Raw genomic sequence first — 21,009 nt, forward strand, 5'->3', positions numbered from 1 at the left:
GCGTGCCGGAGCGTCGGGCAGACGGACGGCCCGGCGACGTCGATTCCCGTACTCGGCTCCGCTCACGGCACCGGTACGGCAGTGGGCGGCCCGATGAACGGGGAGGTTCAGCGGTCCTTCACTCAGGACACGCTGCCGAAGTCGGGGCTGTGGCTGGACCGCCACCAGGTCGTCGGAACGCGCCCCGCGGAGGGGACGGTGGTCGTCGCCCGGTGTGGGCGCTCGATGCGGGTCGGGCCCCCGCCCGAACGGGTCGTCGCCGGGATCAGGCTGACCGCGTCACAGCCGTGCTGGGACTGTGAGGAGGCGGCTGCCGGCCGTCGACCGGGGGCACCGAATCCGGCTCGGCCGATCCCGCCGCCGTCCGAACGGGAGCGGCTGATCCGGGTCAAGGCGGGAACGGCGCCGGAATCGCAACGGGTGGCGCATCGATGCCCGTCGCCCGCTCCGGTCGCCGGCCTGCTGCGTACGCGCTGCGGCCAATGGCTGCCCGTCTCGGAGGTCGACGTACTCGCCTCGGACCACGGGATGCCCTGTGCCTCCTGCCTGGTGACGTCACTGTTATCGGGCCGGAGGCGGTGGCCCGCCTCGGTGAGGCGGAGGCGTCCATGCCACCGATGGCGGTCCGCGTACCGGGCGGACGCCGGCGCGGTCGGTTCGTTCCGGCCTGAGGCATCGTCGCCGCGGGCCGAGCATCGGACAGGCCGAGTTCACGGCCGCCGTTCGACGCCGTGGTGACCTACGGTGATCGTCACGGTCAGCGGCGGCGAAGGGCGGAGGAGCGCGCGAGAAGTCGATCGACGAGTTCCTGGAACGGCTCCCGGCGGCGCCGCGGCCGCCGCGCTCCACGCCGCTGTGGCGGCGGCGCCGGCGATGGTGACGCGCCATGCCGAGCACGAGGGCCGCGCCGAGCACGCCGAACCTCTCGGCAATGCGCTGCTGGAGGCCGAGGGCCTGCGGGCGGGGGCGCCGGCGGTCATCGAACAGGACGCACGCGCCGCCGGCACGGTCGGCTTCCACGCCATACCGATGAGGAGAAGACCGTCCGCAGGGACGCGATCACGCACGCTCGCAGCGAGGCGGTGCGACCGCCCGTCGACACGATCGCCGTCGTGACGCGGCTGCCGGACCTGGTCGAGGCGCTGCTTCCGATCGGTGGACGCAGTGTGATCATCGACCGGCCGGGTCGACGTGGAGATCAACCTCCCCGGGGCGGCGGACGTGAGTGTCCGGGAGACGCTGCGCGGCGAGATCGCCTGTGTGGACGGCCTGATCGCCCGCGCCGAGCGAATCACCGACACCGTCCGGGCGGTGATCCGATGATCGACGCCTGGGTTCGGAGTACCGGGGCTGGGTGGGGCGCCCTCACGGGGCATGCCCGGTGAACCGGCTCCCGACCGGCGTCGTCCCGCCGCTCGCCGATCCCGGTGCCCACTCGGCCGCATGATCTCGAACGAACTCGGCGAAGTGGCGGGGCTGCCTGCCCGTCAACTCCAGTACGGCGGTGCTGACGTGGTCCTGCGATCCGTGTTCGATGTCGGCCTCCACGGCAGCCAGTGCGGCGGCGAACTCGGCAGGCATGCCCGCGGCCCGTCTGTCCGCGGTCAACTGGTCGACCCCGACGTGTCGCGTCCGGATTCGCCGTCCGGTGTGCTCGCTGATGATCTCGCCCGCAGTCGGGTAGCTCAGTGTCGCGGGACCGGTGAGCAGGTGATCTCTTGGATCGTCCGGCGATACGGCGCGTTCGGCGAGCAGCGCGGCCGCCGCGTCCGCGACGTCTCGCGCGTCGATCCAGCCGAGCCGCCCGACTCCCGCGGCGGTGACGATCTCACCGTGCCGACGGATGCGGTCGCCCAGCGGATGAGGCGGCAGGAAGTTCTGCATGAACCCCGATGCGCGCAGCACCACCCACCCAGATCGGGCCCGTACCTGTGCGGCGAGCGTCAGCGCGCCGGGGGCGTTCGGCAGCACGATGGCCGAGCCCAGTAGGACCACCCGGCGCACACCGATACGTTCCGCCTCGGACAGGAACGGCTCGACCAGCGGCATCGGATCGTCCACGGTGGTCGGCGGCGCCACCAGGTAGACCCGGTCCATCCCGCGTAACGCGGCGCGGTGCGTCGTCGGGTCGGCCCAGTCGAATCGGACGGAGTCGGAGTCGGTGGCACGCGGATTTCGGCTCGCCACTCGGACCGGCTCGCCGTACTCCCGTAGCCGCGCCGCGAGCGCGGACCCCGTCTTCCCGGTTCCACCGGTGACCAGCACGCCGGTCATCTGTCGGCCCGTGAACGCAGCGACTCGAGAAGCTCCGGCAGTGTGCCCGCCGCCGAGGCCGCCGCCACCGGGCTCAGGTAGTCCCGGTATCGGACGATCAGTCCTTCACGGACGGTGACCACCGTGATGTAGTCCAAACGGTACGGCTCGCCGGTGGTCACCGTTCGCCCATGGGCGGCGAACTCCACCACGATGGTGTCCGGGCGGGATGTGTGGTGTACGACGACCGTCGGAATCCGCAGTACGTTCATGCGTTTCGGATAGTCCGCGAGATGATCTCGGATCTGCTCGCGTCCCACCAGTCCTTCTCGTGTGGCGTCTTCGGCGAACGGGAACTCGGCGACGCCGTCGGTCGCCCACAGCTCGGCGATGGCGTCCATGTCCTCGGCCTGCAACAGGTCCAGTAGTCGGCGGACCGTCTCTTCGGGTGTGCGCGGCATGGTCGTCCTCGGGTTCGGCGGAGGGGGTCGCATCCCAGGGTGGGGACGTGCGTGCCGTCGCGGAACAGTCGGTTGGTCCTCGGACCACCAGTCCGTGGCCGGGTCGGGATCACCGTGCCACCCTGGTCTGGTGAGCAGAGATGAACTGGCGGACTTCCTACGGCGCAGGCGGGAGGCACTGCGTCCGGAACAGGCGCTCGCCGACCGCCCGCGGAATCCGCGCTTTCGGCGCACCCCCGGGCTGCGCAGGGAAGAGGTGGCCGCGCTCGCCGGGATGTCCACCAGCTATTACGAGCGCCTCGAGCAGGCCCGCGCGCCGCACCCGTCCCCACAGGTGTTGGCTTCGCTGGGGACGGCGCTGCGCCTCACCGAAAGCGAGCGCGAGCATCTGGCGCGACTGGCCGGGCAGACCCGGCCCGGCCCACCTCGTGACCATACGGCCGTGCCCGCCGACGTTCACAGACTGCTGCACCAGCTGGGTCGGGTCCCCGCCTATCTGGTCGACGAGCAGGAGGATGTCGTCGCGTGGAACGACTTGGCGGCCGCGTTGATCGTCGACTTCGAACAGCTGCCCACCGACGAGCGCAACACCGTGCGAGTGGCCGTCCGCCTGGGCGGCACGCTGTGCTCGTCACCGCCGGGCACGGAGGGTGAGTTCGCACGGCAGTCCGCCGCCGACCTGCGCAGGGCGAGTGCCCGGCACCCTGGGCACCCGGTGCTGGCGAGACTGATCGGCGAGTTCAGCGGGCACAGTGAGGACTTCGCCGTCGCATGGCGTGGCCACGAGGTGCGATCGCGACCTACCGTGCGCAAGCACCTCGACCACCCGACGATCGGCAAGATCGAACTGGATCGCCGGATGTTGTCGGTACCCGACACCGCTCTCCGGCTGGTGCTCTACACCGCTGATCCGGGCAGTCCCAGCGCCGCCGCGCTCGAGCGTCTGGATCGTGTCTTCTGACACCGGCGACAGGCACAGGCAGACCTGTCTCGCCGTCCCGCGCGGTGGCGCCCGGAGTTCGTCGCCGTCCCGCGCCCCGTCGGCGTCAGTCCGGCCAGTCCGTCGCATAGAGCCAGTCGAGGCCGTCCGGTCCCGGCCCGTCCAGGTGTGCCGCTCGGCGGAGCCCGGCGCGGCGTGCCACGTGCTGGGAGGCGGTGTTCGCGGGGCGGACCCTCGCGATGATCGGCGGCCCCGGCACTCGCAGACGCGCCCAGATCACGACCGCCCGCGCCGCCTCGCTCGCCAGCCCGCGCCCCCAGACGGAGGGGGCGAGGCGATAGAAGAGGTTCAGGACGGCCCGATCCTTCAGCAGCAGCGACTTCACCCCGCAGAACCCCAGCACGGTCGCCGAGTCGTGTTCTCGCAGGACCAGGTAGCCGATTCCGAAGCGTTCCCACTGATCATCCCAGCGGTGGAACAGCCGCTCGGCCTCTGCCTCGGTGCGCAGCCGGTCGGACGGATTGTGCGCGCAGGTACGGGGGTCCCGATGGACGGCCAGCATCGCGCCGACGTCGTCGTGGACCGGTCGTCGCAACGACAGCCTGGGGGTGGACACCGTCTCGGCGTCGGCCTCGTGTTCGGTCATCGCCGCGACGGTAACCCGAGCACCGTCGACCGGTGGTGGTCCGCACCCCGAAGGAGAGGCCGCGGTCCCGCCGAGGCGATCGCGTTTCGGCGTCGGTTGCCGCGCCGCGCGGCGCGGCACGCGACGACCGCCGACGGCTCCGCGTCGAGCAAGGCCCGAGGACGTCCTTCGGCCGGGTCCCGAGGCCGGGCTAACCACCACCCGATGGATCGCCGGGGATGTGGAATGCCGCATCACGCTGAGGAGATCGCGTGACCGTTCCTTCGCAGGACGTGGCCGACCGCCGGGCGGCAGCCGCGCCCCGAGCCCGCGGCTCTGCCGGGGGTCGTCGCGATGCGGCCCTGCGCCACGGGGCCGCCCGAGTGCGGTCGGCGCCGGGCGGCGTGCGGACGACGGGGTGTCCGAGGGAGCCCGACGTCATGGCCGGGCCGACTCCGGAGCCGTCGCGCCCTCGGGGCGCTCCGACGACCACGTCGAGGAGCATGCGGAGCCCTTCGTCGATGATCGGGAAGAACAGGCCCGCGCCGAGGCCCTGCACGACTCGCAGCACCACGAGCCGCACGGGGTCACCGGACAGGCCACCGGCGAGGATGGCCGGGGTGCACAGGCTCAACGCCACGGCCGACATCATCCGGTGCCCGTGCCGGTCGTCGAGTCGGCCCGCTGAAATCAGGATCGTTCCGAAGGACAGGAAGCATCCCGAGAGGGTCCACGCCGACGTCTCCTCACCCACTGAGAAGGCGGAGCCGATGTCCGGCAGCGCGACGTTGACGGTCGTGGCGGCCAGCAGCGCCACGAAGGCCCCGACGAAGACCGCCGACAACGTCGGCAAGGCGTGGGAGGCGCGGAACCGATCCAGCTCCGGTTCCGCGGCACGGCGCGGCGGAAGGCCTTCGGTCCGCTCGGCGCCGTCATGGGCGTCTCCACGGCGATCGGACCGCCGTCGGGTGGTCTGCTGGTGCACGGTCTGGGTGTGAGCGGCCGGCGCTGGGCCTTCCTCGTGAACGTGCCGATCGGTCTGATCGCGGCGACCGTCGCGCCGCGCCTGCTGCGCGACCGCAGGGCAGGCCGACGGCCGCGCTGAAACCGTCCGCCGACCTGGTGGGACTGGCGTCGCTCCGCGTCGCGGGGATCGCGTTGCTGCTGCCGCCGGCGGAGGGTCGGCAGCGCGGTGGGTGTGGCGTCGGTCAGCAGTGGGCCGTTGGGCACGCTGCGTGTCGGCGAGCTCGACCGGGCCTCGGCCTTCTCGCACGGTGCCTGGGTCGCTTCGTGCGTCGACATCGCCCTGGTCGTGGTGGCGCTGGGACTGGTGTTCATGCTCCCGAGGAGGACGTCGGCGGCCGCCCTGTCGTGACCGGGTGCCACGGCGTTCCCGCAGGCGGAAGGCGCCTCCGCTCGCCCTCCTCGGGACGGTCGATCGGTGCGCGAGTTCAGCCCGGATAGGGTCGCGCGGCCCGTCCGCGGCGCAGCGCCGTCGCCCACCAGTCGAGTTGGTCGAACATCCGGTGGGCCGCGTGCCGGGCCGTGTCGGGATCGCGCAGTTCGCCGTCGGCGTCGAAACGCTCGCCTGCGTTGTGGAAGCTCACCGTCTCGCGAACGGTCACCGCGTGCAGTTCGGCGAAGACCTGGCGGAGCTGCTCGACGGCGCGGAGTCCGCCGGAGATCCCGCCGTAGGACACGAAGGCGACGGGCTTGGTGTGCCACTCCTCTCTCAAGGAGTCGACGGCGACCTTCACGGGCCCCGGATAGCCGTGGTTGTACTCCGGAGTGACCAGGACGACGGCGTCGGCGGCATCGATGCGCTCGGCGAACCGAGGCGCGGCGGCGGTGTCGGCGAGGTCGACGACGTCCACCGTCGTCGCTCGCCGCCGAAGGGCCTGCCCGGTCACCCAACGGGTGATGGTGGGACCGAATCGGCCCGCCCGCACGCTGCCGATGATCACCGCGAGCCGGAGAGGCTCAGACATGGACGACGTCCTTTCCCTGGGGTCGCCTGCGGTAGGCGACGTGGAGACATCCGCATGAACGACTGCCGCCGGACGACGCTGACGTGTCCGACGGCGACCCCAGGCTAGAACCTGAACTAATCTTGAGGTCAACTCCGTGATCGTGCCTGGTGGCGACGGTGCGCCGGCCCATGCAGGTGACCGGCCCCCGCGTCGGCATCGCTGCGGCGGCACCTGCGTGGCGTCGCCGTACCGAGGGATGAACAGGAGGACGATGCCTGGGGCGATCTTGACGAAGTCCATCCACGTCAGACGGGGCCGTGGCGCAGGCTGGTAGCGCGCCCCGACAGCATCGGGGAGGACGAGGGTTCGACCCCCTTCGGCTCCACCGACTTAGCCATGGAGCCACGCCGTTCAGGGCCCTCTTCGCTGGTAGGACAACGGGTGATCCGGCCGTGGTCGCGGAGTCGGGATGAGGAAGAACAGGATGAGCCGATCAAGGCCGTTGATCGTGGCCTTGGTGGCGAGGGCTTCGACACGTGCCCTGGTTGGTCGTGGACGCCGCCGGCGATGTGATCGGCCACGGTCGCCAGTGTGGCGGACTCGGGGTGGTGGGCTCGTCGTCGAGCGCGAGGGTGAGTTCGTCGTGGCGGATGCCGAGTCGCCGGCTGTCGGCGCGTGGTTCGGTGAGCCGTCGGCGACGAGCTCTTCGTCGGTCGTGCGCGCTTGAGCGCGGAGCGGTGTCTACCCGACGGGTGGAGCGTAGGACCGGGGCAGCCGCCCGAGCGCCGCGATCCACCTTGCGCCGCGGTCGGCTTCCACGCGATCAGCGTGGGCTGCGTGCGTCGCCGTCCGGGCCCGACCACGCGGGCGGCAGGCCGAGCGCGGGCAGCAGCACGCCGTCGATCACGGCGATGAGGAAGTCCGGGTCGATCGGCTTGCGCTCGACCACGACCCGATAGGCGGCCATCGACGGAACGACCTGGGCCAAGGTCTCGACGTCGGCGGCGACGCGGACCTCGCCCCGGTCGATCGCTCGCTGGATGAGCGTGCGGTTCACGGTCACCCACGGCTCGGTGCTCGCGGCATGCGCGGCCTGGGCCAGCCCCGACCGGTCGGAGACGAGCAGGGACGTGAGCCCCGCCATCACCCGGAACCGGCGTTCGCCGTCCTGGAGCATCTCCGGTCGGAACAGCGCCCGGAGATCCTGGCGGATCGTGCCGGTGTCGGGCAGTTCGTCGAGGCCGACCTCCCGTCGTCCCAGTCGGGCGATCGCGTCGACGACCAGGCTGCCCTTCGACGGCCACCGGCGGTACACGGTGGCCTTTCCCGCCTTCGCCCGCACCGCGACCATGTCCATCGTCATGCGCTCGTAGCCTTCTTCGGCCAACACCTCGAGCGTCGCGTCCAGGATCACGCCGTCGCGCGTGTGATCGCGGCGCCGGCCGGGTCGCGCGGCGTCCTGCTGCTCGGAGTACGCGGACTCCTCGTGCCTCACGGTGGGCTGCCTCCCGGCCTTCTTCGCGCTGCTGATCGGTTCTGGGGGAACACTATGTCCGACGCGGGCCGAGGCCTCCGTCGTGGCTGCCGTCCGGGCTCGTCCGCGCCTCTCGGGCGGGCGGCGTCGACCCATGCCCGCCGAGGCCGGCGGACCACGCCGGGCGGGCGCCCCTCGTGGCCGGTGCTGCCCGCCCGGGTCGGTCAGCCCGCGTAGTCGCCGACGACGTCGAGCACCCAGACGACGCCGAATCGGTCCTTGAGCATCCCGTAGGCGGGCGCCCAGCCCGAGGGGCCCAGCGGCTGCACGACCGTGGAGCCTTCGGTGAGTCGCTCCCAGAACGCGGTGATCTCCTCGACGGTCTCGCCCCGCACGGAGACGAAGCAGGACTTCTCACCCTGGTCGTAGTCGAGTCGCACGGGAACGTCATAGGCCATGACGTGGAAGCCGTTGTCGGCGATCACCTGACCCCACATGACCTGCTCCGCCTCGGACGGGTCCTGGACACTCTGGGCGTCCTGATAGGTGATGACGGCGAGCTCGCCGCCGAAGACGGAGCGGTAGAACTCCAGCGCAGCGCGGGCGTCCCCTCGGAAGTTCAGGTGGGTCGTGGTCGTGACGGACATGATCTGCTCCGTGCCTTTCGGGAGTGGTGTCCGGGCGCAGGACGGCGCCCGCCGGTGCCGGTCGTGTCGGGTCGGGTCGGGTCGGGTCGGGGTGACCTGATCGAGGCGAACTCGTCGTCCGGCGGTGGGTAGGTGCTCTCCCGCCCTGGCCGCCTCGTCTCGTCTGGAGGTGCTCGTCGATCACGCGCATTCGGCCCGGGCACGGCCGAGGTGACCGTCGGAGCCTCTCCCGACCGGCCCCGAAAACGGTACTAGCCAGTTCCGGAACTGACAAGTTCCGGAACTGGACGGTTCCCCCGCTGAGAGTCGGCGGCGTCCGCTCTGGCAGCATTCCCGTGGTGCGCCATGTGACCGATGACGAACGCCGTGCCCGGCTCGCCGCCCGGCACGCGCTGGCTCCGGCATTCCACGTCGAGTCGCCGGAGGCTGTGACCAGGGCGATGACCGTGCTGCACTCGACCGAGGCGGCCACCGTCCACCTGTCCTGCCGCGCCAGGACGGCCGCGTTCGAGGTGGCCGATCTCGACCGGGCGCTCTACACGGACCGCAGCCTCGTGAAGCAGCTGGCCATGCGCAGAACGCTCTTCGTCTTCCCGCGCGACCTGCTGCCCGCGGCGTGGGCCGGCGCCTCGGCCCGGGTGGCGAGACAGGAACGGGCCAGGATGTGCAAGGAGATCGTCCAGACGGGCATCGCCCACGACGGCGAGGACTGGCTCGACCGAGCCGCGGCCGAGGTCCTCGCCGTGCTCGCCGAGGCACCCGAGGGACGCTCCGCGCAGGAGATGCGCGCGGCCGTGCCGATGATCGACGTGACGGCGCGGACGCCGGCGGGCGCGACGTTCTCCGCGTCCAGCGTTCTGCTGTACCTCGGCGCGAGGGGCCTGCTCGTCCGCGGTGAGAACACCGCCCGCTGGTATGCCTCGCGGCCTCGATGGACGTTGACGCGCCACTGGCTGGGCGCGATCCCGACACCGTGGTCCGCCGCCGAGGGCTACCGCGAGATCGTGCGGCGTTGGCTGCATACCTTCGGTCCCGGCACCGAGGACGACCTCGTGTGGTGGTCGGGCGCCACCAAGACGATCATTCGGGCCGCGCTGGCCGAGCTGGGGGCGGTCCCGGTCTCCCTGGACGGCGGCGGCACGGGCCTGCTGCTGCCCGACGATCTGGCCGAGGCATCGGAGCCCGACCCGTGGGTGGCCCTGCTGCCCCCGCTGGATCCGACGGTCATGGGGTGGCGGCACCGGGACTTCTACCTCGGACCGCATCGCGAGCGGCTCTTCGACAATCGGGGGAACGCGGGCACCACGGCCTGGGCGGACGGCCGGATCGTCGGCTGTTGGATTCAGGACGACGCGGGTGTCGTCGCGGTGCGGCTCTCGGAGCAGGTCGCCGCGCGCACCCGCCGTGCGCTCGAGGCCGAGGCCGCCCGACTGACGGCCTGGCTGGGCGGCCGACGCCTCGGCACCGGGTACCGCTCGCCCGCGATGGCGGCGGAGTGATCGTTCCCGGGGCCGTCCGCGTGAATCGTCGGCGAGTGGGGGCGGCAGGGACACGGGGGCGGGCGTGCGCTGCGCCGCGAGATCGAGCTGCCTGCCTGCGGTACGCCCGCGGACCGTGCTCGGTCATGCTCGGTCGCGGCGCGAACGATGACGCCGCGTTCGCCGACGGGTCGGGACCACGCCGGATCGCTTGACCGTCTCGGCGTCGATGCACGTCTCGGAGCCGGAGCCGCCGTTGATCGTCGGCTCGGGCACCTTCGGCCGCCGTCGCAAGGACACGCGCTCGGCCGAGGATCGCCGATGCCCGCGGACCTGCGGTGTCAGCCCGACGGCGGCCGACCGCGCCGAAGGGGTCAGGCTCCGGCGGCTCCGGTCGACAGGCCCTGGCAGGCCAGTCGGACGGCGTCGGCAGGCGAAGTGCTCGGCCTGCCGATCAGCCGTTGCAGGTCGCCGCTGTCGGTGTCGAGCTCGCCGAGCGCGATCGACCCGTCGAGACTGGCCACGAAGCTCGCCGTGTCCGCGTCCATGCCGGATGACCGCAGCGCCGTCGCGAACTCCTCGACGGTGAGATCGCGGTAGACGACCGGTGTGCCGGTCACCTCGGTGATCGTCGCGGCCAGCTCGGCGAAGGTGAACGGCGTGCCGCCCAGCTCGTACACCCTGTTCTCGTGTCCGGCCTCGGTCAGGACGGCGGCCGCGGCGGCGGCCAGGTCCGCCCGGGTGGCCGCGGCGATGCGGCCGTCACCGCCCGCGCCCAGGATCTCGCCGCTGTCGAGGTAGCGGCCGAGCGCGTCGGTGTAATTCTCCAGATACCAGCCGTTGCGCAGGATGGTGAAGTCCACTCCGGAGGCCTGGAGCACGTCTTCGGTGGCTTTGTGCTCCGGGGCCAGGGCGAGCGTGGTGGCGTCGGCGTGCGGCGCGCTGGTGTAGACGACACGGGTCACGCCTGCGGCCTTGGCGGCGTCGATCACGGCGGTGTGCTGGGCGACACGGTGGCCGACCTCGCTGCCCGAGACCAGCAGCAGCGTGGTGACCCCGGCCAGCGCCGCAGGCAGCGTCTCCGGCCGCGAGTAGTCGCCCTGCCGGACGACGACGCCCGCATCGGCGAGGTCGGCGGCCTTGGCGGGCGTGCGGGCGATGGCGACGATGTCGCCGGGCTCGACTCCGCGCGCGCGAAGGGCTGCGACGGCCAGCCTGCCGTAGGGGCCCGTGACTCCGGTGACGGCGTAGGTGGTCATGGTTCTCCTGTCGATTCAGTGGCACCGTAGATCCGAATGTACTAACTTTTCTACAGTACATGCGAATCGCTCGGGGTCGAGTACAGTGGTCGCATGACCGAAGCGCCCCCGTCCCAGTCGGTAGAGCCGTCCGACGCGCTGGTCGCCGACGTCTTCGCCCGGGGCTGTGCCTCACGGGGCGCCTTGGAGACCGTCGGGGGCAAGTGGGCGATCCTCGCGCTGCTCGCACTGATCGAGGGCGACTATCGCTTCAATGCGTTACGGCGTCGCGTCGAAGGCGTGAGCGAGAAGATGCTCGCCCAGACCCTCCACGCCCTGGAGCGCGACGGATTCGTGCGTCGCGAGGTCGTCACCGTGATCCCGGCCCGCGTGGAGTACTCGCTGACGCCGCTGGGCACCGAGGTGGCCGAGCGGCTGCGGGCCCTCGCGGAGGTGGTCGAAGGCTCCGTGGAGCACATCACCGCCGCCCGCGCGGCCTACGACGCTCGGCGGAGCTGAGCACGGGCTGCCGAGCCGGCGCCGCGATCGGCCGTGTCCGCGGGTGGTGCTCGCCGACTCAGTCGGTCTGGAGCACTGACAGGACGTTGCCTGCCGGATCTCTGAACCAGGCGATCAGCGGTCCGTCGCCCCGGAAGACGCCCTTCTCATCCTGATCGAACTCGTCGTATCGTTCGAAGACGACCCCTCGTCGAGCCAGCTCGTCGACGGCGGCGTCGATGTCGGGCACCGGGAAGTTGAGGATCGTGTAGGACGCGGGAACGGCGTCGCGGCTCGGGTAGATCAGCACGTCCCGACCACCGGCCAGGTGGAGGTTCATCAGCCCGAACTCCGGGGAGTCGCTGAGTCGAAGCCCCAAGACCTCGCCGTAGAACCTCCTGGCCTCCGCCATGTCGGCCACCGCGAACCCGCTGAACGCCTCGCTGTCCCGCAGCATGGGCCCTCCCTCGTCGTCGTCCGCCTGCGGACTCCCGGACCTGCCGTCGTGTTCGGCGGGGTGTCCGCTCGTCTCGGCGACCGAGTCGGGACTCGGTGCCGCGTACCAGCGTGCCGAAGAAGGCGACGGCCCGCCCGACGAGCGCCGCCCGGGCGTGATCGGCGAGTCGAGGACGCGGACTCAGCGAGCGGTGTGCTCGCGCAGGGCCGCCGTCGTGGCGATACTGCCGGGAATGGCGGCGAAGGCTCGCCGGAAGCAGGCCGCGAGCGCCTCCCGTGACGGGTCCCCCGGCAGGTCGCTCCACTCGTCCATCGCGGAGTGGAAGGCGGCCACCATCATGTCCAGCACGAGCCGAAGGCGCAGGTCGGACGCTCCCGACAAGGTGATCCGCCTGCGCACGATCTCCTCCGCGACGCGAACGGTGCGATCGCAGAAGTGGAGTCCGTGGGCGCCCATCGACGGCGTCCGCTCGGTGAGATGCCTGCTGAGCAGCACTCGTCGCGCCCAGCCTTCGCCCGTCATCCGTGCCAGCGCGGCGAGCAGGACGTCCCGCAGCACCTCGATCAACGGCCGCCCGGCCGGGTCGCAGGACTCCAGCTCGTCGACGAAGGCGGCCCAGAGATCCTGCGTCGGGGCCATCGCGACGTCTTCCTTGCTGTCGAACGTGCGAAAGAAGGTTCGTTTGGACACCTCGACCTCGGCGCACAGCTCGTCCAGAGTCGTCGCCTCGAAGCCCTTCTCGGTGAAGAGCTCCAGTGCCGTGTCGATCAGCTCTCGTCGGGTGCGCAGCTTCTTGCGCTCGCGCAGCGTGAGCGGTTCCGCCGAGGCGGCGGCCCGCACACCGGGCTGAGACGACGTGGTCATGGGACCAGCCTAATCGGCACATAAGGCCACCTGTAGGCTAATGCCACTCAGTGGACTTTAATGTGGGGAGCATCAATGCGTGCACTGTTGACCGACCGGACGGCACCTGGCGGGCTCCGGCTCGGGGAGGCGCCCGACCCCGAGCCGTTACCGCACCAGGCACTGATCCGGGTCACGGCGTCGTCGCTCAACTTCGGCGAGGTGAGTCACCTCGTATCGGGCGGTCCGGAGGGTGCGGTGCTCGGCTGGGACGCCGCCGGAGTCGTCGAACGTGCCGCGGCCGACGGCACCGGGCCGGCCGCCGGTACCCCGGTGGTGACGGTCGGCGTCGACGGCGCCTGGGCGGAGCTGCGCGCGGCGGACACCGACCTGATCGGAGTCGCTCCCGACGGCGCCGACCTCGGTGCGCTCAGCACCATTCCCGTCGCAGGCGCCAGCGCTCTACGGGCACTGCACCGTCTCGGTCCGATCCTCGGCAGGCGGGTACTCGTCACCGGCGCCACCGGCGGCGTCGGTCGCTACGCCGTGCAGCTCGCTCGACTCGGTGGTGCTCACGTCCTCGCCGCCACCGGCGACCCCGACCGACGCGGCGCCGACCTGCACGCGCTGGGCGCCCACGAAGTCGTGTCCGAGTCCCTGGACTTCCCGGACGGCGTGCACGGCGTCGTGGAACTCGTCGGGGGCGGACAGCTCGTCGACGCCTACGCCAGGCTGACCCAGGGCGGCACTCTCGTGTCGGTCGGGCACATCGCCGACGTGGGTTCGCCCTTCCCCGCCCGCGCGCTGTGGGGCGACGGCGGCAGACACGACCGGTCGATCGTGACCTTCCACCTGTTCGGCTGCCAGGATCTCGCGGCCGACCTGACCTGGTTGGCGGCCAGGGTGACGGCAGGCGAGCTGACCCCGGGCATCAGCTGGCGCGGCGACTGGAGCAGAGCGGGCGAGGCGGTCTCGGCCCTGCTCGGCCGCACCCTGCACGGCAAGGCGGTACTCGAGATCACCTGAGCCCATGACGCGGTCGGCGGCGACCGGCTCCGGGCATTGGGCTGTCCGGTGCACGCCACGCCCGGCGTCGCCGGCTGTCGGCTCGGCGCGGGCGACGACATCGAGAGACGTCACCGCGGTTACCTGGCCGAAGCCGACCAGGTACCACCCGCCTGACCGCGTCACCGGGCCGACATGCTGCCTCCGTCCTGCTCACGATGCCCGAGGGCGGGCCGTCGCCGACCCGGACGTCCTGACGAGCGTGGCGGAGGCCTGCCGTCGCGCGGTCGAACCGCGAGCCCCCCGACGGCAGCGTCTCCGCCCGTCGCACCGAACCGCATCGCCCATGGCATCCCGGCAGGCGGTGGTGACTCATCGCCTGGGAGCTCGACCGGGGCGGCCTGTGCCGCCCCGGCGTCGACCGCCTCTCGCCCCCGCACACCGACCGCGCCGCGGTTCGCTCCCCGTGCCCCGCCTGCCGTCGATCTCGCCGAGTACACCGCGCACGGGACCTCCACCGGGGTGTACCGCTACCACGCCCGGTTCGCCCTCCGCATCTCCGTCGAGGTGGCGGCCGAGGACATCACACCGCCGATCGGCGCCCTGGAAGCCGTCGATGAGCACTCGGGCACGCCTGCGGGCGGGCTCGAACTCCCTCGACGAACTCGCTTCCTGTACGCGAGTCTCCTCGGGCACCGATTCGTGGTGCACGAGCCGCCGGAGCCGATCGAGCACGTCCGGCGGCTCGCCGACTCGATCCCCGCGCCGGACCAGGCCTGCCTCGGTCGACGACCGTCGACGTGGAATGGTCCGGCCGGTCCCGCGCACCCGCTCGACGTCGGCGGCACCACGCGCATGCTCGGCGCGCGGGCCGATCGCCGCCGGACCGTCACGGCGTTGCGAACTCGGCGACCGCTGTCCGCGGGGCACCGAACCAGCGGCCGAGGGCCTCCCGCAGTGTGTCCACGGCGACGTCACCGGGCTCGTCGACGGGCGCGGCCCATGCGATGTGGACATCCGGGCGGATCAGCAGCGCGTCGGCAGGTCGCCGCTCGGTCGTCGCGATCCGGATGTCGACGCGGTCCGCCCAAGCGGCGGCGACGTCCCGGAGATCCTGGCGATCCGCGAGATCGAGGAGGACGGGCCGCGCCGGACGCATCAGGTCCGCGACACTGGTGGCACCCTGACCTGTGCGCAGCACGAGGTTCGGTGCGAAGGCGCCGATCAGTGGATGGCGATCCGAACAGGCCGTCGGATAGCGCAGGTCGGTGCCCGAGATGAGCGCACCGACCCGGCGCAGCGGCTGCTCGTCGGTGAACAGCTCCAGGAACACCGTGCGCAACGCCCGCGCCGCCGAGTCCTGCCCACGGCGCAGCGCGACCTGCGCCTGGGTGTGGAGCATCGTGCGGGCACCCGCGAAGTGACGTTCGTCGTGGTAGGTGTCCAGCAGGTCCGCGGGCCCCCGCCCTCGGACGGCGGCGGACAGCTTCCAGGCGAGGTTGACCGCATCGAGCATGCCCGCGTTGAGGCCGACCCCGGTCGCGGGAAAGAGATGTGCCGCATCACCCGCGAGCATGATCCGACCGTCGCGATAGCGCTCCGCCTGCCGGGCCTCGGACCGGTAACGCGACAGCCTGATCGGCGCCCCCAACGGGACGTCGAAGCCGAGTACACGACGGATGCTGTCCCCCAGTTCAGCCAGGGACATCGGCGTGTCCTCGTCCTCGAGGTACTCCGGCTCGGTGGTGGAGACGAGCAGCATCTCCGCGGAGATCGCGCCGATGCCGAAGACTCCGCGATCGGTGCGGACGAAGCTCGGTCGAATCCTGCCGAGCCCGGGAACGTCGAGGAAGCCGTCCTCGAGCACGGTCACCCCGTCCGGCGTGGCCACCTGGCCGAGCCGGTTCACCTCGGGATACGTCGTGCCGGGGAACGGGATGCCCGCCCGGTCGCGTACCCCGCTGCGGGCACCGTCGCAGCCGACCAGATAGCGGGCGCCCACCAGATGCTCCCCGCCCGGGCCGTGCACCCGAGCGATCACTCCGTCGGTGTCCTGGTCGATTCCGACGACCTCCCGACCACGGCGAATATCCGCACCCAGCTCCAGGGCGCGTTCCTCGAGCAGTCGTTCGAGCCGAGGCTGCGGGAGACTCAGCCCCCGCAGCGGAGGGTCGTCCAGGCCGCTGAAGTCCAGGTGCACCTCGCCGAACGGGAAGCGAGGCGCCGGGTGGACGGGCCCGGCGCTCGCCGCCTCGAACCGGTCCAGCAGGCCTCGGCAGCGCAGGAGCTCCAGAATCTGTCCGCTGAGACCGTTGGCCCTGGGGACGTCCCGAATCCGCGGCTGTCGTTCCAACACCAACGGGTGCACGCCTGCCGACCGCAGTTCGCAGGCCAGCATGAGGCCGACCGGGCCCGCTCCCACGATGATGACGTCGGCATCCGTCCCGGGCGATCTCCGGCGCGTTTCCGCGGTCGCTTTCTCGTCGACTCGTTCTCCGAAGGCGTATTCTCCGACGTCGGGATCTTCGGATGACGAAACACGCACTGAGCACTTCCATTCTTATCGACTTGCGGATTCGGCCGCTGATTCTGCGATACGACCCGGGTCTTGCCGCAAGCCCCCGGGTGCGCTATAAATTGAGAATGGGACGGAGCGGTGAACGCCTGCCCATGGTCATCAGCCGCTCCCTGACTGGGGCGCCCGCGCGGGCGGCGTACTCAGTGGACTCTTCGGCGTGGAGCTCGGTCGTCTGTCGGTGGTCTCGTGACAGCGACCCGGTCAGGGGATCAGCGACTGTCGGCGGGAGAGGACCGACCGACGACTCCTCCCGAACAGTGCCTGGTCAGCAGCAGTGAACGGTGTCCGGCATCGTGGCCGAGCCGAGACGCGCATCGACGCCCCGCGGAGCAGCCGGGTTCGAGGCAGTCGAACTCGGGGAACGGTCGGACGCACTGAGACGAGCACTCCTCCACCGCGGCGTGTCGGAAACGGCGTGATCCAGCCGTCCCGAATCCGACAGGAGGAACACCGCCGGAGGAATCACGGTGTTTCGCGCATCACCAGTGCGCGGGGCGGCCGAGAACGGCGGGAAGGCGAGTGGCGGCGTTCCCCGCGGCGGAGTCGAGTTGAGGCTGGGTGAGAAACAGGCTGTCCGTCAGATTCGCGTCGTGCAGTCGGGCGTCGCGGAGATCCGCCCCGATCAGGTCGGCCGAACTCAGATCGGCCCCGGTCAGGTCGGCGGCGATGAGGCAGGCCCCGCGCAGGTCGACCCCGCGGAGATCGACGCCGCGCAGCTTCGCGCCGATGAGGTCGGCTCGACGGCGACTCCTGCGGCGGCCGGGCACGCCTGACCGCACCAGTTCGCTGGTGCGCCGCAGCACCGCGTCCACCTTCTCGTGCTGCGCCGCCAGGTCCACCGCGAGCAGTTCCTCCGGGGCTCCCCGGGTGAGAGCCTCGGTGTGATCCCGCAGGTCGCGCAGCGCCGGGTGGAGCGACGCGGCCGCGGGCAGGGTCAGCGCCTCGGACAGATACCAGAGCAGTTCGTGCAGCCTGCGCATGATCGGGAGGACGGCGAACATCTTCCCGGCGGTGTCCGGAGCCGATCGCCAGTCTCGACCACCGAAGGTGACCTGAGAGACCTGCTGTCCGGCGCCGAGGCAGTCGAACGACGTGCAGCCCGCGAAACCTCGCTGCCGGAGTTCGGTGTGGATGCCGCAGCCGAAGTCCGACAGCAGGTTCGGGCAGGGTGTGCCCGCCTGCTTGCTGATCGCGAAGTCGGACGACGCGGTGAAGGGCAGTGCGACGCAGCACAGCGCGAAACAGTTCGCGCAGTCGGCCGACAGGACTCGGCGGCCGTCGGAGGACGAAGTCGCCTGCTCGGCAGCCGTCGCATGGTTCTCAGACACCGGGTGTGTCGCCTCCGGTCGGGGACTCTCGTGCTGTGAGGCCGCCTGCTCGGCGGTGTTCACGACGGTTCGGGCGGGAGACCGGAATTGTAGGTCGCCCGCCCGCCCGACTCCGACCGAGGTGGTGACACCCCGGTCTCATCGCGTGCCAGGCATCGTCGCGTCGAGCGTGGGAGCGGTGGGGCCGCGTTCGTCGTGCTCCAGTGCTCAGCGCCCGACCCGGATTCCGTTCTCCAGGGTCCTGATCACGATGCTCACCACCCCATGCCGCGGCAGCCGACCCTGGTCCGCCTCCTCGTAGCCGGTGTAGACCAGTGACCAGAGCACCTTCTGTATCCAGTCGGCGCCGACCTCGGGATCGAACACGCCCTCGGCTTGGCCGCGCTCGATGAGCGCGATGACCGGGTCGTCGGACGCGGCGGCAGGCTCCCCGGACCGCGTCTCGACGCCTCCGGGGCCGTGCCCCTCCAGAATCCGAGGGTCGCCGAACAGGAACATGAGCCGGTCGCCGACGGAGACCATGGCGGCGACCAGCCTGCGCATCGCCTCGACAGGCGAGCCCTGTTCGATCTCGGCGTCCGCGACCGACTGCTCGATCGCCTCGACGGAGTCCTCGACCGCGGCGCTGATCAACCCGTCACGATCCGGGAAGTACCGGCGCAGCGTCGTACGGCTGACGCCTGCGGCCTCGGCGATCTCGGGCAGGGTCGCGGTGCGATTGCGGGCGAGCACGGACGCCGCCGCGGCGAGGATGGCGCGATAAGTGCGGCCGCGTGTTCTCGACTCCAAGGCCGGGTCGTTCATGCCGGGCATGGTAGCGATCCCCCGGAAGTCCCCCAACTGGCCGTATTGGACCTTCAAAGGTCCAATACGGTAGTTTGGCGGCTCATTTGGCCTTGAAGAGCAGGAGGACCCATGCGCATCCTGGTGACAGGCGGAACCGGGAACATCGGCAGACTGGTCGTCGACGAGCTGGTGCGGTCGGGAGCCACCGAGGTGCGAGTCCTGACCGTGGACCCGGTGCGGGCGGCCCTGCCGCCGGAGGTCGAGGTCGTCGAGGGATATCTCGGGCGTGTCGAGACCATGCCGAAGGCTCTGGAGGGGGTCGATCGCCTGTATCTGGCGCCGCTGCCCAAGACAGTCGCGGAGGTCATGCGACTCGCCGCCTCGGCAGGCGTGGAGCGCGTCGTCGACGTGGCGGGCCCGGCAGGCACCTGGTGGTACGGCGTCGAGGAGGCGGTCGAGCGCTCCGGCGTCGCCTGGACGCACCTGGAACCCGGTGAGTTCATGACCAACCGGCTGAGCTGGGTCGATCAGATCCGCGACACGGGCCGAGTGCGCGACGCCTACCCGGAGTCGGCGGGGGCGGCCATCGCGTTGGAGGACGTCGCCGCCGTCGCCGCCGCCGTCCTCCTGCAAGACGGGCATCTGGGCAGGACCTACTCGCTGACCGGCCCCGAGACGCTCACTCGCGCGGAGATGCTCCGCTGTATCGGACGTGTGCTCGGCCGAGACATCCCCTACGAGGAACTGAGCCACGGACAGGCCGTGGAGATGTACGCCGCCACCATGGGGGACTACGCGCGCTGGTACGTCGACGGGATGGCCGACCTCGCCGCCGCACCGCATCAGGCCACCAGCACCTTCCGTGACCTCATGGGCCGGACGGGTACCACCTTCGCCGAATGGGCGACGGCGAACGCGGACTCCTTCCGCTGACCCTCGGGCCGTCCGCGGGCGAGGCGGCCGCGTCGAGCGGCCCGGCAGGCTCGGTTCTGTGAACCCGCCGCCGGTGCGGTGCGACGCGGCGTGATCCATTCCGCCCGGCGCGTCGGAGGCGGTGACCTTCGTCCAGTTCACCCGCGCCGCCGTCCGCGGTTCGCCGCCGCGGCACCGCGATCCCGAGCACGGGCGTCTTCCGCTGTTCTCGTCGCCCCGTGCGCGGGCGTTGAGCACAGAGGACGGTGACCACAGCACACCGGTGACCAGGTCAGACGGTGACGAGCGGCAGCCGCCCCCGCCCACGACGTCGGAGCACGCCGATGCCCGACAGGCGTCGGCCGCCAAGCGTCGGGCTCCACGACAGATCCCTCCCGTCGCGGACAAGCTCCTGGCCGTCCACGACGGGAATCGCGGCCAGTTGCGTCCACCTCGACGCTCGCGACGGACATCGGGCCCCGGTGACCCGCCCGCACCGAGCCTCGGCATGCAGATCCGGCAGCACTGCCTGGCCTTCTGCGAGACGCTGGAGTTCCACGCCAGTGAGGACGCGCACGTGCTCCCCGCCATCGGAGAGCACCAGCCGCACCTGCGTGCGGCACTGGACCGTCTCCGTGCGGAACACCGGACGGTCGCCCGCACCAAGGAGGAGATCGGCACCGCCGACGCCGGTCGACTCCGTAGGGAGCCGGCCCGCATGTCCCGTGAGCCGATCGCGCACCTGGACCACGAGGAGGAGACGGTGCTGCCCGCCCGGGCCGAGATCCCGCTGCCCGCGCGGTAGCCGGGCGGCGCGGGACCCGGCGCGAGGCTCACGAGGAGAGCGAACCGCTCGGTGAGCCGACGTCCCGCGTCAGGCCCGTTCCGGCGTGTCGTCAGCGTCCACGCACGCGGGCGCTGTGCCGCCGCGCCTTGAGGCGGTTTCCGCACACCGCCATGGAGCACCAGCGGCGGTCGCCGGAGCGGGAGACGTCGTGGAAGTGCAGGACACAGTCCGGGTTCTCGCACCGGCGGATGCGGCCGGGAGCCGCATCGGACAGCCGCAGGTAGGCCCGTAGACATGTCCAGGCCGCGCCTGCGGCCGGATCGTCGAACTCCTCGTGCTCGACCGGGCCGTGCTCACCCAAAGCGAGCCGCAGCCTGCCGTGATCGAGCACGGCGTTGAGGCGGGCTCGCGCGTCGCGACCGGCGATCACCTCCGCGAGGGCGTCGCGTGCCTCGCGGAGGTGTGCCCGGACGGCGGGCAGCGGCGCGGCCTGCCGCAGCTTCCGATCGACGAGCCACGCCGCGGTGAGCTCGTCGTGCTCGAACAGGTCGTAGTCGACGCCTCCGGCCGCCCATCGGGTGTTGAGGAGATCGACGCCCAGCGGCTGCCCGGCCAGCGGACGGGCAGGCCACTCATGACGGGCGAGCACCGGCGCCAGCACCTCGTCGGCCCCGGCGTTCGCGGCACCGTCGCCTCCTCCGCGCGAGCTCACCCAGGACCACACTCCTT

General features: G+C 71.4%; 22 protein-coding genes, 1 tRNA gene and 1 pseudogene. 10 read left to right on the plus strand and 14 right to left on the minus strand.

Annotated features, from left to right (window positions below; genetic code table 11):
• Positions 1-734: 734 nt before the first annotated feature.
• Positions 735-1,166, plus strand: a pseudogene (locus tag AHOG_RS30670) (hypothetical protein); the annotation flags it as partial.
• A 199-nt stretch (positions 1,167-1,365) separates the two neighbouring features.
• Here the strand turns inward: AHOG_RS30670 and AHOG_RS14120 are convergent.
• Together AHOG_RS14120 and AHOG_RS14125 are read right to left on the minus strand one after the other, a co-directional pair.
• Complete coding sequence (locus tag AHOG_RS14120; RefSeq protein ID WP_093941769.1) at positions 1,366-2,274, minus strand: NAD(P)H-binding protein; 909 nt, start codon at positions 2,272-2,274, stop codon at positions 1,366-1,368.
• Positions 2,271-2,714: a nuclear transport factor 2 family protein gene (locus AHOG_RS14125; protein WP_093941770.1), complete on the minus strand. Its 444-nt coding sequence runs from the start codon at positions 2,712-2,714 to the stop codon at positions 2,271-2,273. Before AHOG_RS14125 ends, AHOG_RS14120 begins: the two co-directional genes overlap by 4 nt.
• 130 nt (positions 2,715-2,844) lie before the next feature.
• Between AHOG_RS14125 and AHOG_RS14130 the strand changes: the two genes are divergently transcribed.
• Positions 2,845-3,675, plus strand: coding sequence for a helix-turn-helix transcriptional regulator (locus AHOG_RS14130; protein WP_093941771.1), 831 nt, complete (start codon positions 2,845-2,847; stop codon positions 3,673-3,675).
• A gap of 85 nt (positions 3,676-3,760) precedes the next feature.
• Here the strand turns inward: AHOG_RS14130 and AHOG_RS14135 are convergent, their stop codons facing one another.
• Both AHOG_RS14135 and AHOG_RS28495 read right to left on the minus strand, forming a co-directional pair.
• Positions 3,761-4,300 carry a GNAT family N-acetyltransferase gene (locus tag AHOG_RS14135; RefSeq protein WP_093941772.1) on the minus strand — a complete coding sequence of 180 codons (540 nt, stop codon included), beginning with the start codon at positions 4,298-4,300 and terminating at the stop codon, positions 3,761-3,763.
• 190 nt (positions 4,301-4,490) lie between these two features.
• Complete coding sequence (locus tag AHOG_RS28495; protein ID WP_157736814.1) at positions 4,491-5,132, minus strand: MFS transporter; 642 nt, start codon at positions 5,130-5,132, stop codon at positions 4,491-4,493.
• Between the two features lie 3 nt (positions 5,133-5,135).
• On the opposite strand from AHOG_RS28495, the gene AHOG_RS28500 reads away from it, so the two are divergent.
• Positions 5,136-5,384 carry an MFS transporter gene (locus tag AHOG_RS28500; RefSeq protein WP_157736815.1) on the plus strand — a complete coding sequence of 83 codons (249 nt, stop codon included), beginning with the start codon at positions 5,136-5,138 and terminating at the stop codon, positions 5,382-5,384.
• A gap of 87 nt (positions 5,385-5,471) precedes the next feature.
• Positions 5,472-5,654 carry a hypothetical protein gene (locus AHOG_RS28505; protein ID WP_157736816.1) on the plus strand — a complete coding sequence of 61 codons (183 nt, stop codon included), beginning with the start codon at positions 5,472-5,474 and terminating at the stop codon, positions 5,652-5,654.
• A gap of 76 nt (positions 5,655-5,730) precedes the next feature.
• Here AHOG_RS28505 and AHOG_RS14145 read toward each other — a convergent pair whose 3' ends face one another.
• Positions 5,731-6,267: an NADPH-dependent FMN reductase gene (locus AHOG_RS14145; protein ID WP_093941774.1), complete on the minus strand. Its 537-nt coding sequence runs from the start codon at positions 6,265-6,267 to the stop codon at positions 5,731-5,733.
• A gap of 293 nt (positions 6,268-6,560) precedes the next feature.
• Between AHOG_RS14145 and AHOG_RS14150 the strand changes: the two genes are divergently transcribed.
• Positions 6,561-6,634: transfer RNA gene (locus tag AHOG_RS14150), tRNA-Ala, on the plus strand.
• 438 nt (positions 6,635-7,072) lie between these two features.
• Here AHOG_RS14150 and AHOG_RS14155 read toward each other — a convergent pair.
• Positions 7,073-7,744: a TetR/AcrR family transcriptional regulator gene (locus AHOG_RS14155; RefSeq protein ID WP_211290597.1), complete on the minus strand. Its 672-nt coding sequence runs from the start codon at positions 7,742-7,744 to the stop codon at positions 7,073-7,075.
• 203 nt (positions 7,745-7,947) lie between these two features.
• Entirely contained in the window at positions 7,948-8,370 is a 423-nt protein-coding gene (locus AHOG_RS14160) for a VOC family protein (RefSeq protein ID WP_093941776.1), read from the minus strand.
• 347 nt (positions 8,371-8,717) lie between these two features.
• On the opposite strand from AHOG_RS14160, the gene AHOG_RS14165 reads away from it, so the two are divergent.
• The gene (locus tag AHOG_RS14165) at positions 8,718-9,869 is read left to right on the plus strand and encodes a winged helix DNA-binding domain-containing protein (RefSeq protein ID WP_211290598.1); all 1,152 of its coding nucleotides are present in this window, start codon (positions 8,718-8,720) and stop codon (positions 9,867-9,869) included.
• 353 nt (positions 9,870-10,222) lie between these two features.
• Here the strand turns inward: AHOG_RS14165 and AHOG_RS14170 are convergent, their stop codons facing one another.
• A complete protein-coding gene (locus AHOG_RS14170; protein WP_093941777.1) occupies positions 10,223-11,107 on the minus strand; it encodes an SDR family oxidoreductase in 885 nt (294 codons plus the stop codon).
• Positions 11,108-11,200: 93 nt separating this feature from the next.
• Between AHOG_RS14170 and AHOG_RS14175 the strand changes: the two genes are divergently transcribed.
• Positions 11,201-11,605 carry a winged helix-turn-helix transcriptional regulator gene (locus AHOG_RS14175; RefSeq protein ID WP_093941778.1) on the plus strand — a complete coding sequence of 135 codons (405 nt, stop codon included), beginning with the start codon at positions 11,201-11,203 and terminating at the stop codon, positions 11,603-11,605.
• A gap of 58 nt (positions 11,606-11,663) precedes the next feature.
• On the opposite strand, the gene AHOG_RS14180 is transcribed toward AHOG_RS14175, so the two are convergent.
• Together AHOG_RS14180 and AHOG_RS14185 are read right to left on the minus strand one after the other, a co-directional pair.
• Positions 11,664-12,041, minus strand: coding sequence for a VOC family protein (locus AHOG_RS14180; protein WP_093941779.1), 378 nt, complete (start codon positions 12,039-12,041; stop codon positions 11,664-11,666).
• A gap of 180 nt (positions 12,042-12,221) precedes the next feature.
• On the minus strand, positions 12,222-12,905 hold the full coding sequence (locus AHOG_RS14185) for a TetR/AcrR family transcriptional regulator (RefSeq protein WP_093941780.1): 684 nt from the start codon (positions 12,903-12,905) through the stop codon (positions 12,222-12,224).
• 75 nt (positions 12,906-12,980) lie between these two features.
• Between AHOG_RS14185 and AHOG_RS14190 the strand changes: the two genes are divergently transcribed.
• Positions 12,981-13,910, plus strand: coding sequence for a zinc-binding dehydrogenase (locus tag AHOG_RS14190; RefSeq protein WP_093941781.1), 930 nt, complete (start codon positions 12,981-12,983; stop codon positions 13,908-13,910).
• 868 nt (positions 13,911-14,778) lie between these two features.
• Here the strand turns inward: AHOG_RS14190 and AHOG_RS14200 are convergent.
• From AHOG_RS14200 to AHOG_RS14210, 3 genes are all read right to left on the minus strand, one after another.
• Complete coding sequence (locus AHOG_RS14200; RefSeq protein WP_342746062.1) at positions 14,779-16,317, minus strand: FAD-dependent monooxygenase; 1,539 nt, start codon at positions 16,315-16,317, stop codon at positions 14,779-14,781.
• A gap of 629 nt (positions 16,318-16,946) precedes the next feature.
• Complete coding sequence (locus tag AHOG_RS30255) at positions 16,947-17,795, minus strand: pentapeptide repeat-containing protein (protein WP_093944457.1); 849 nt, start codon at positions 17,793-17,795, stop codon at positions 16,947-16,949.
• Positions 17,796-18,002: 207 nt separating this feature from the next.
• Positions 18,003-18,599, minus strand: a complete 597-nt coding sequence (locus tag AHOG_RS14210) for a TetR/AcrR family transcriptional regulator (protein ID WP_093944458.1) — start codon at positions 18,597-18,599, stop codon at positions 18,003-18,005.
• 111 nt (positions 18,600-18,710) lie between these two features.
• Between AHOG_RS14210 and AHOG_RS14215 the strand changes: the two genes are divergently transcribed.
• Together AHOG_RS14215 and AHOG_RS14220 are read left to right on the plus strand one after the other, a co-directional pair.
• Positions 18,711-19,514: an NAD(P)H-binding protein gene (locus AHOG_RS14215; protein WP_093941783.1), complete on the plus strand. Its 804-nt coding sequence runs from the start codon at positions 18,711-18,713 to the stop codon at positions 19,512-19,514.
• Positions 19,515-19,776: 262 nt separating this feature from the next.
• Positions 19,777-20,298 carry a hypothetical protein gene (locus tag AHOG_RS14220; protein ID WP_157736817.1) on the plus strand — a complete coding sequence of 174 codons (522 nt, stop codon included), beginning with the start codon at positions 19,777-19,779 and terminating at the stop codon, positions 20,296-20,298.
• A 91-nt stretch (positions 20,299-20,389) separates the two neighbouring features.
• Here AHOG_RS14220 and AHOG_RS14225 read toward each other — a convergent pair whose 3' ends face one another.
• A complete protein-coding gene (locus AHOG_RS14225; RefSeq protein WP_245856782.1) occupies positions 20,390-20,992 on the minus strand; it encodes a CGNR zinc finger domain-containing protein in 603 nt (200 codons plus the stop codon).
• Positions 20,993-21,009 lie beyond the last annotated feature (17 nt).

Origin of the sequence: Actinoalloteichus hoggarensis (genome assembly GCF_002234535.1) — a bacterium.
Lineage (GTDB): Bacteria > Actinomycetota > Actinomycetes > Mycobacteriales > Pseudonocardiaceae > Actinoalloteichus_A > Actinoalloteichus_A hoggarensis.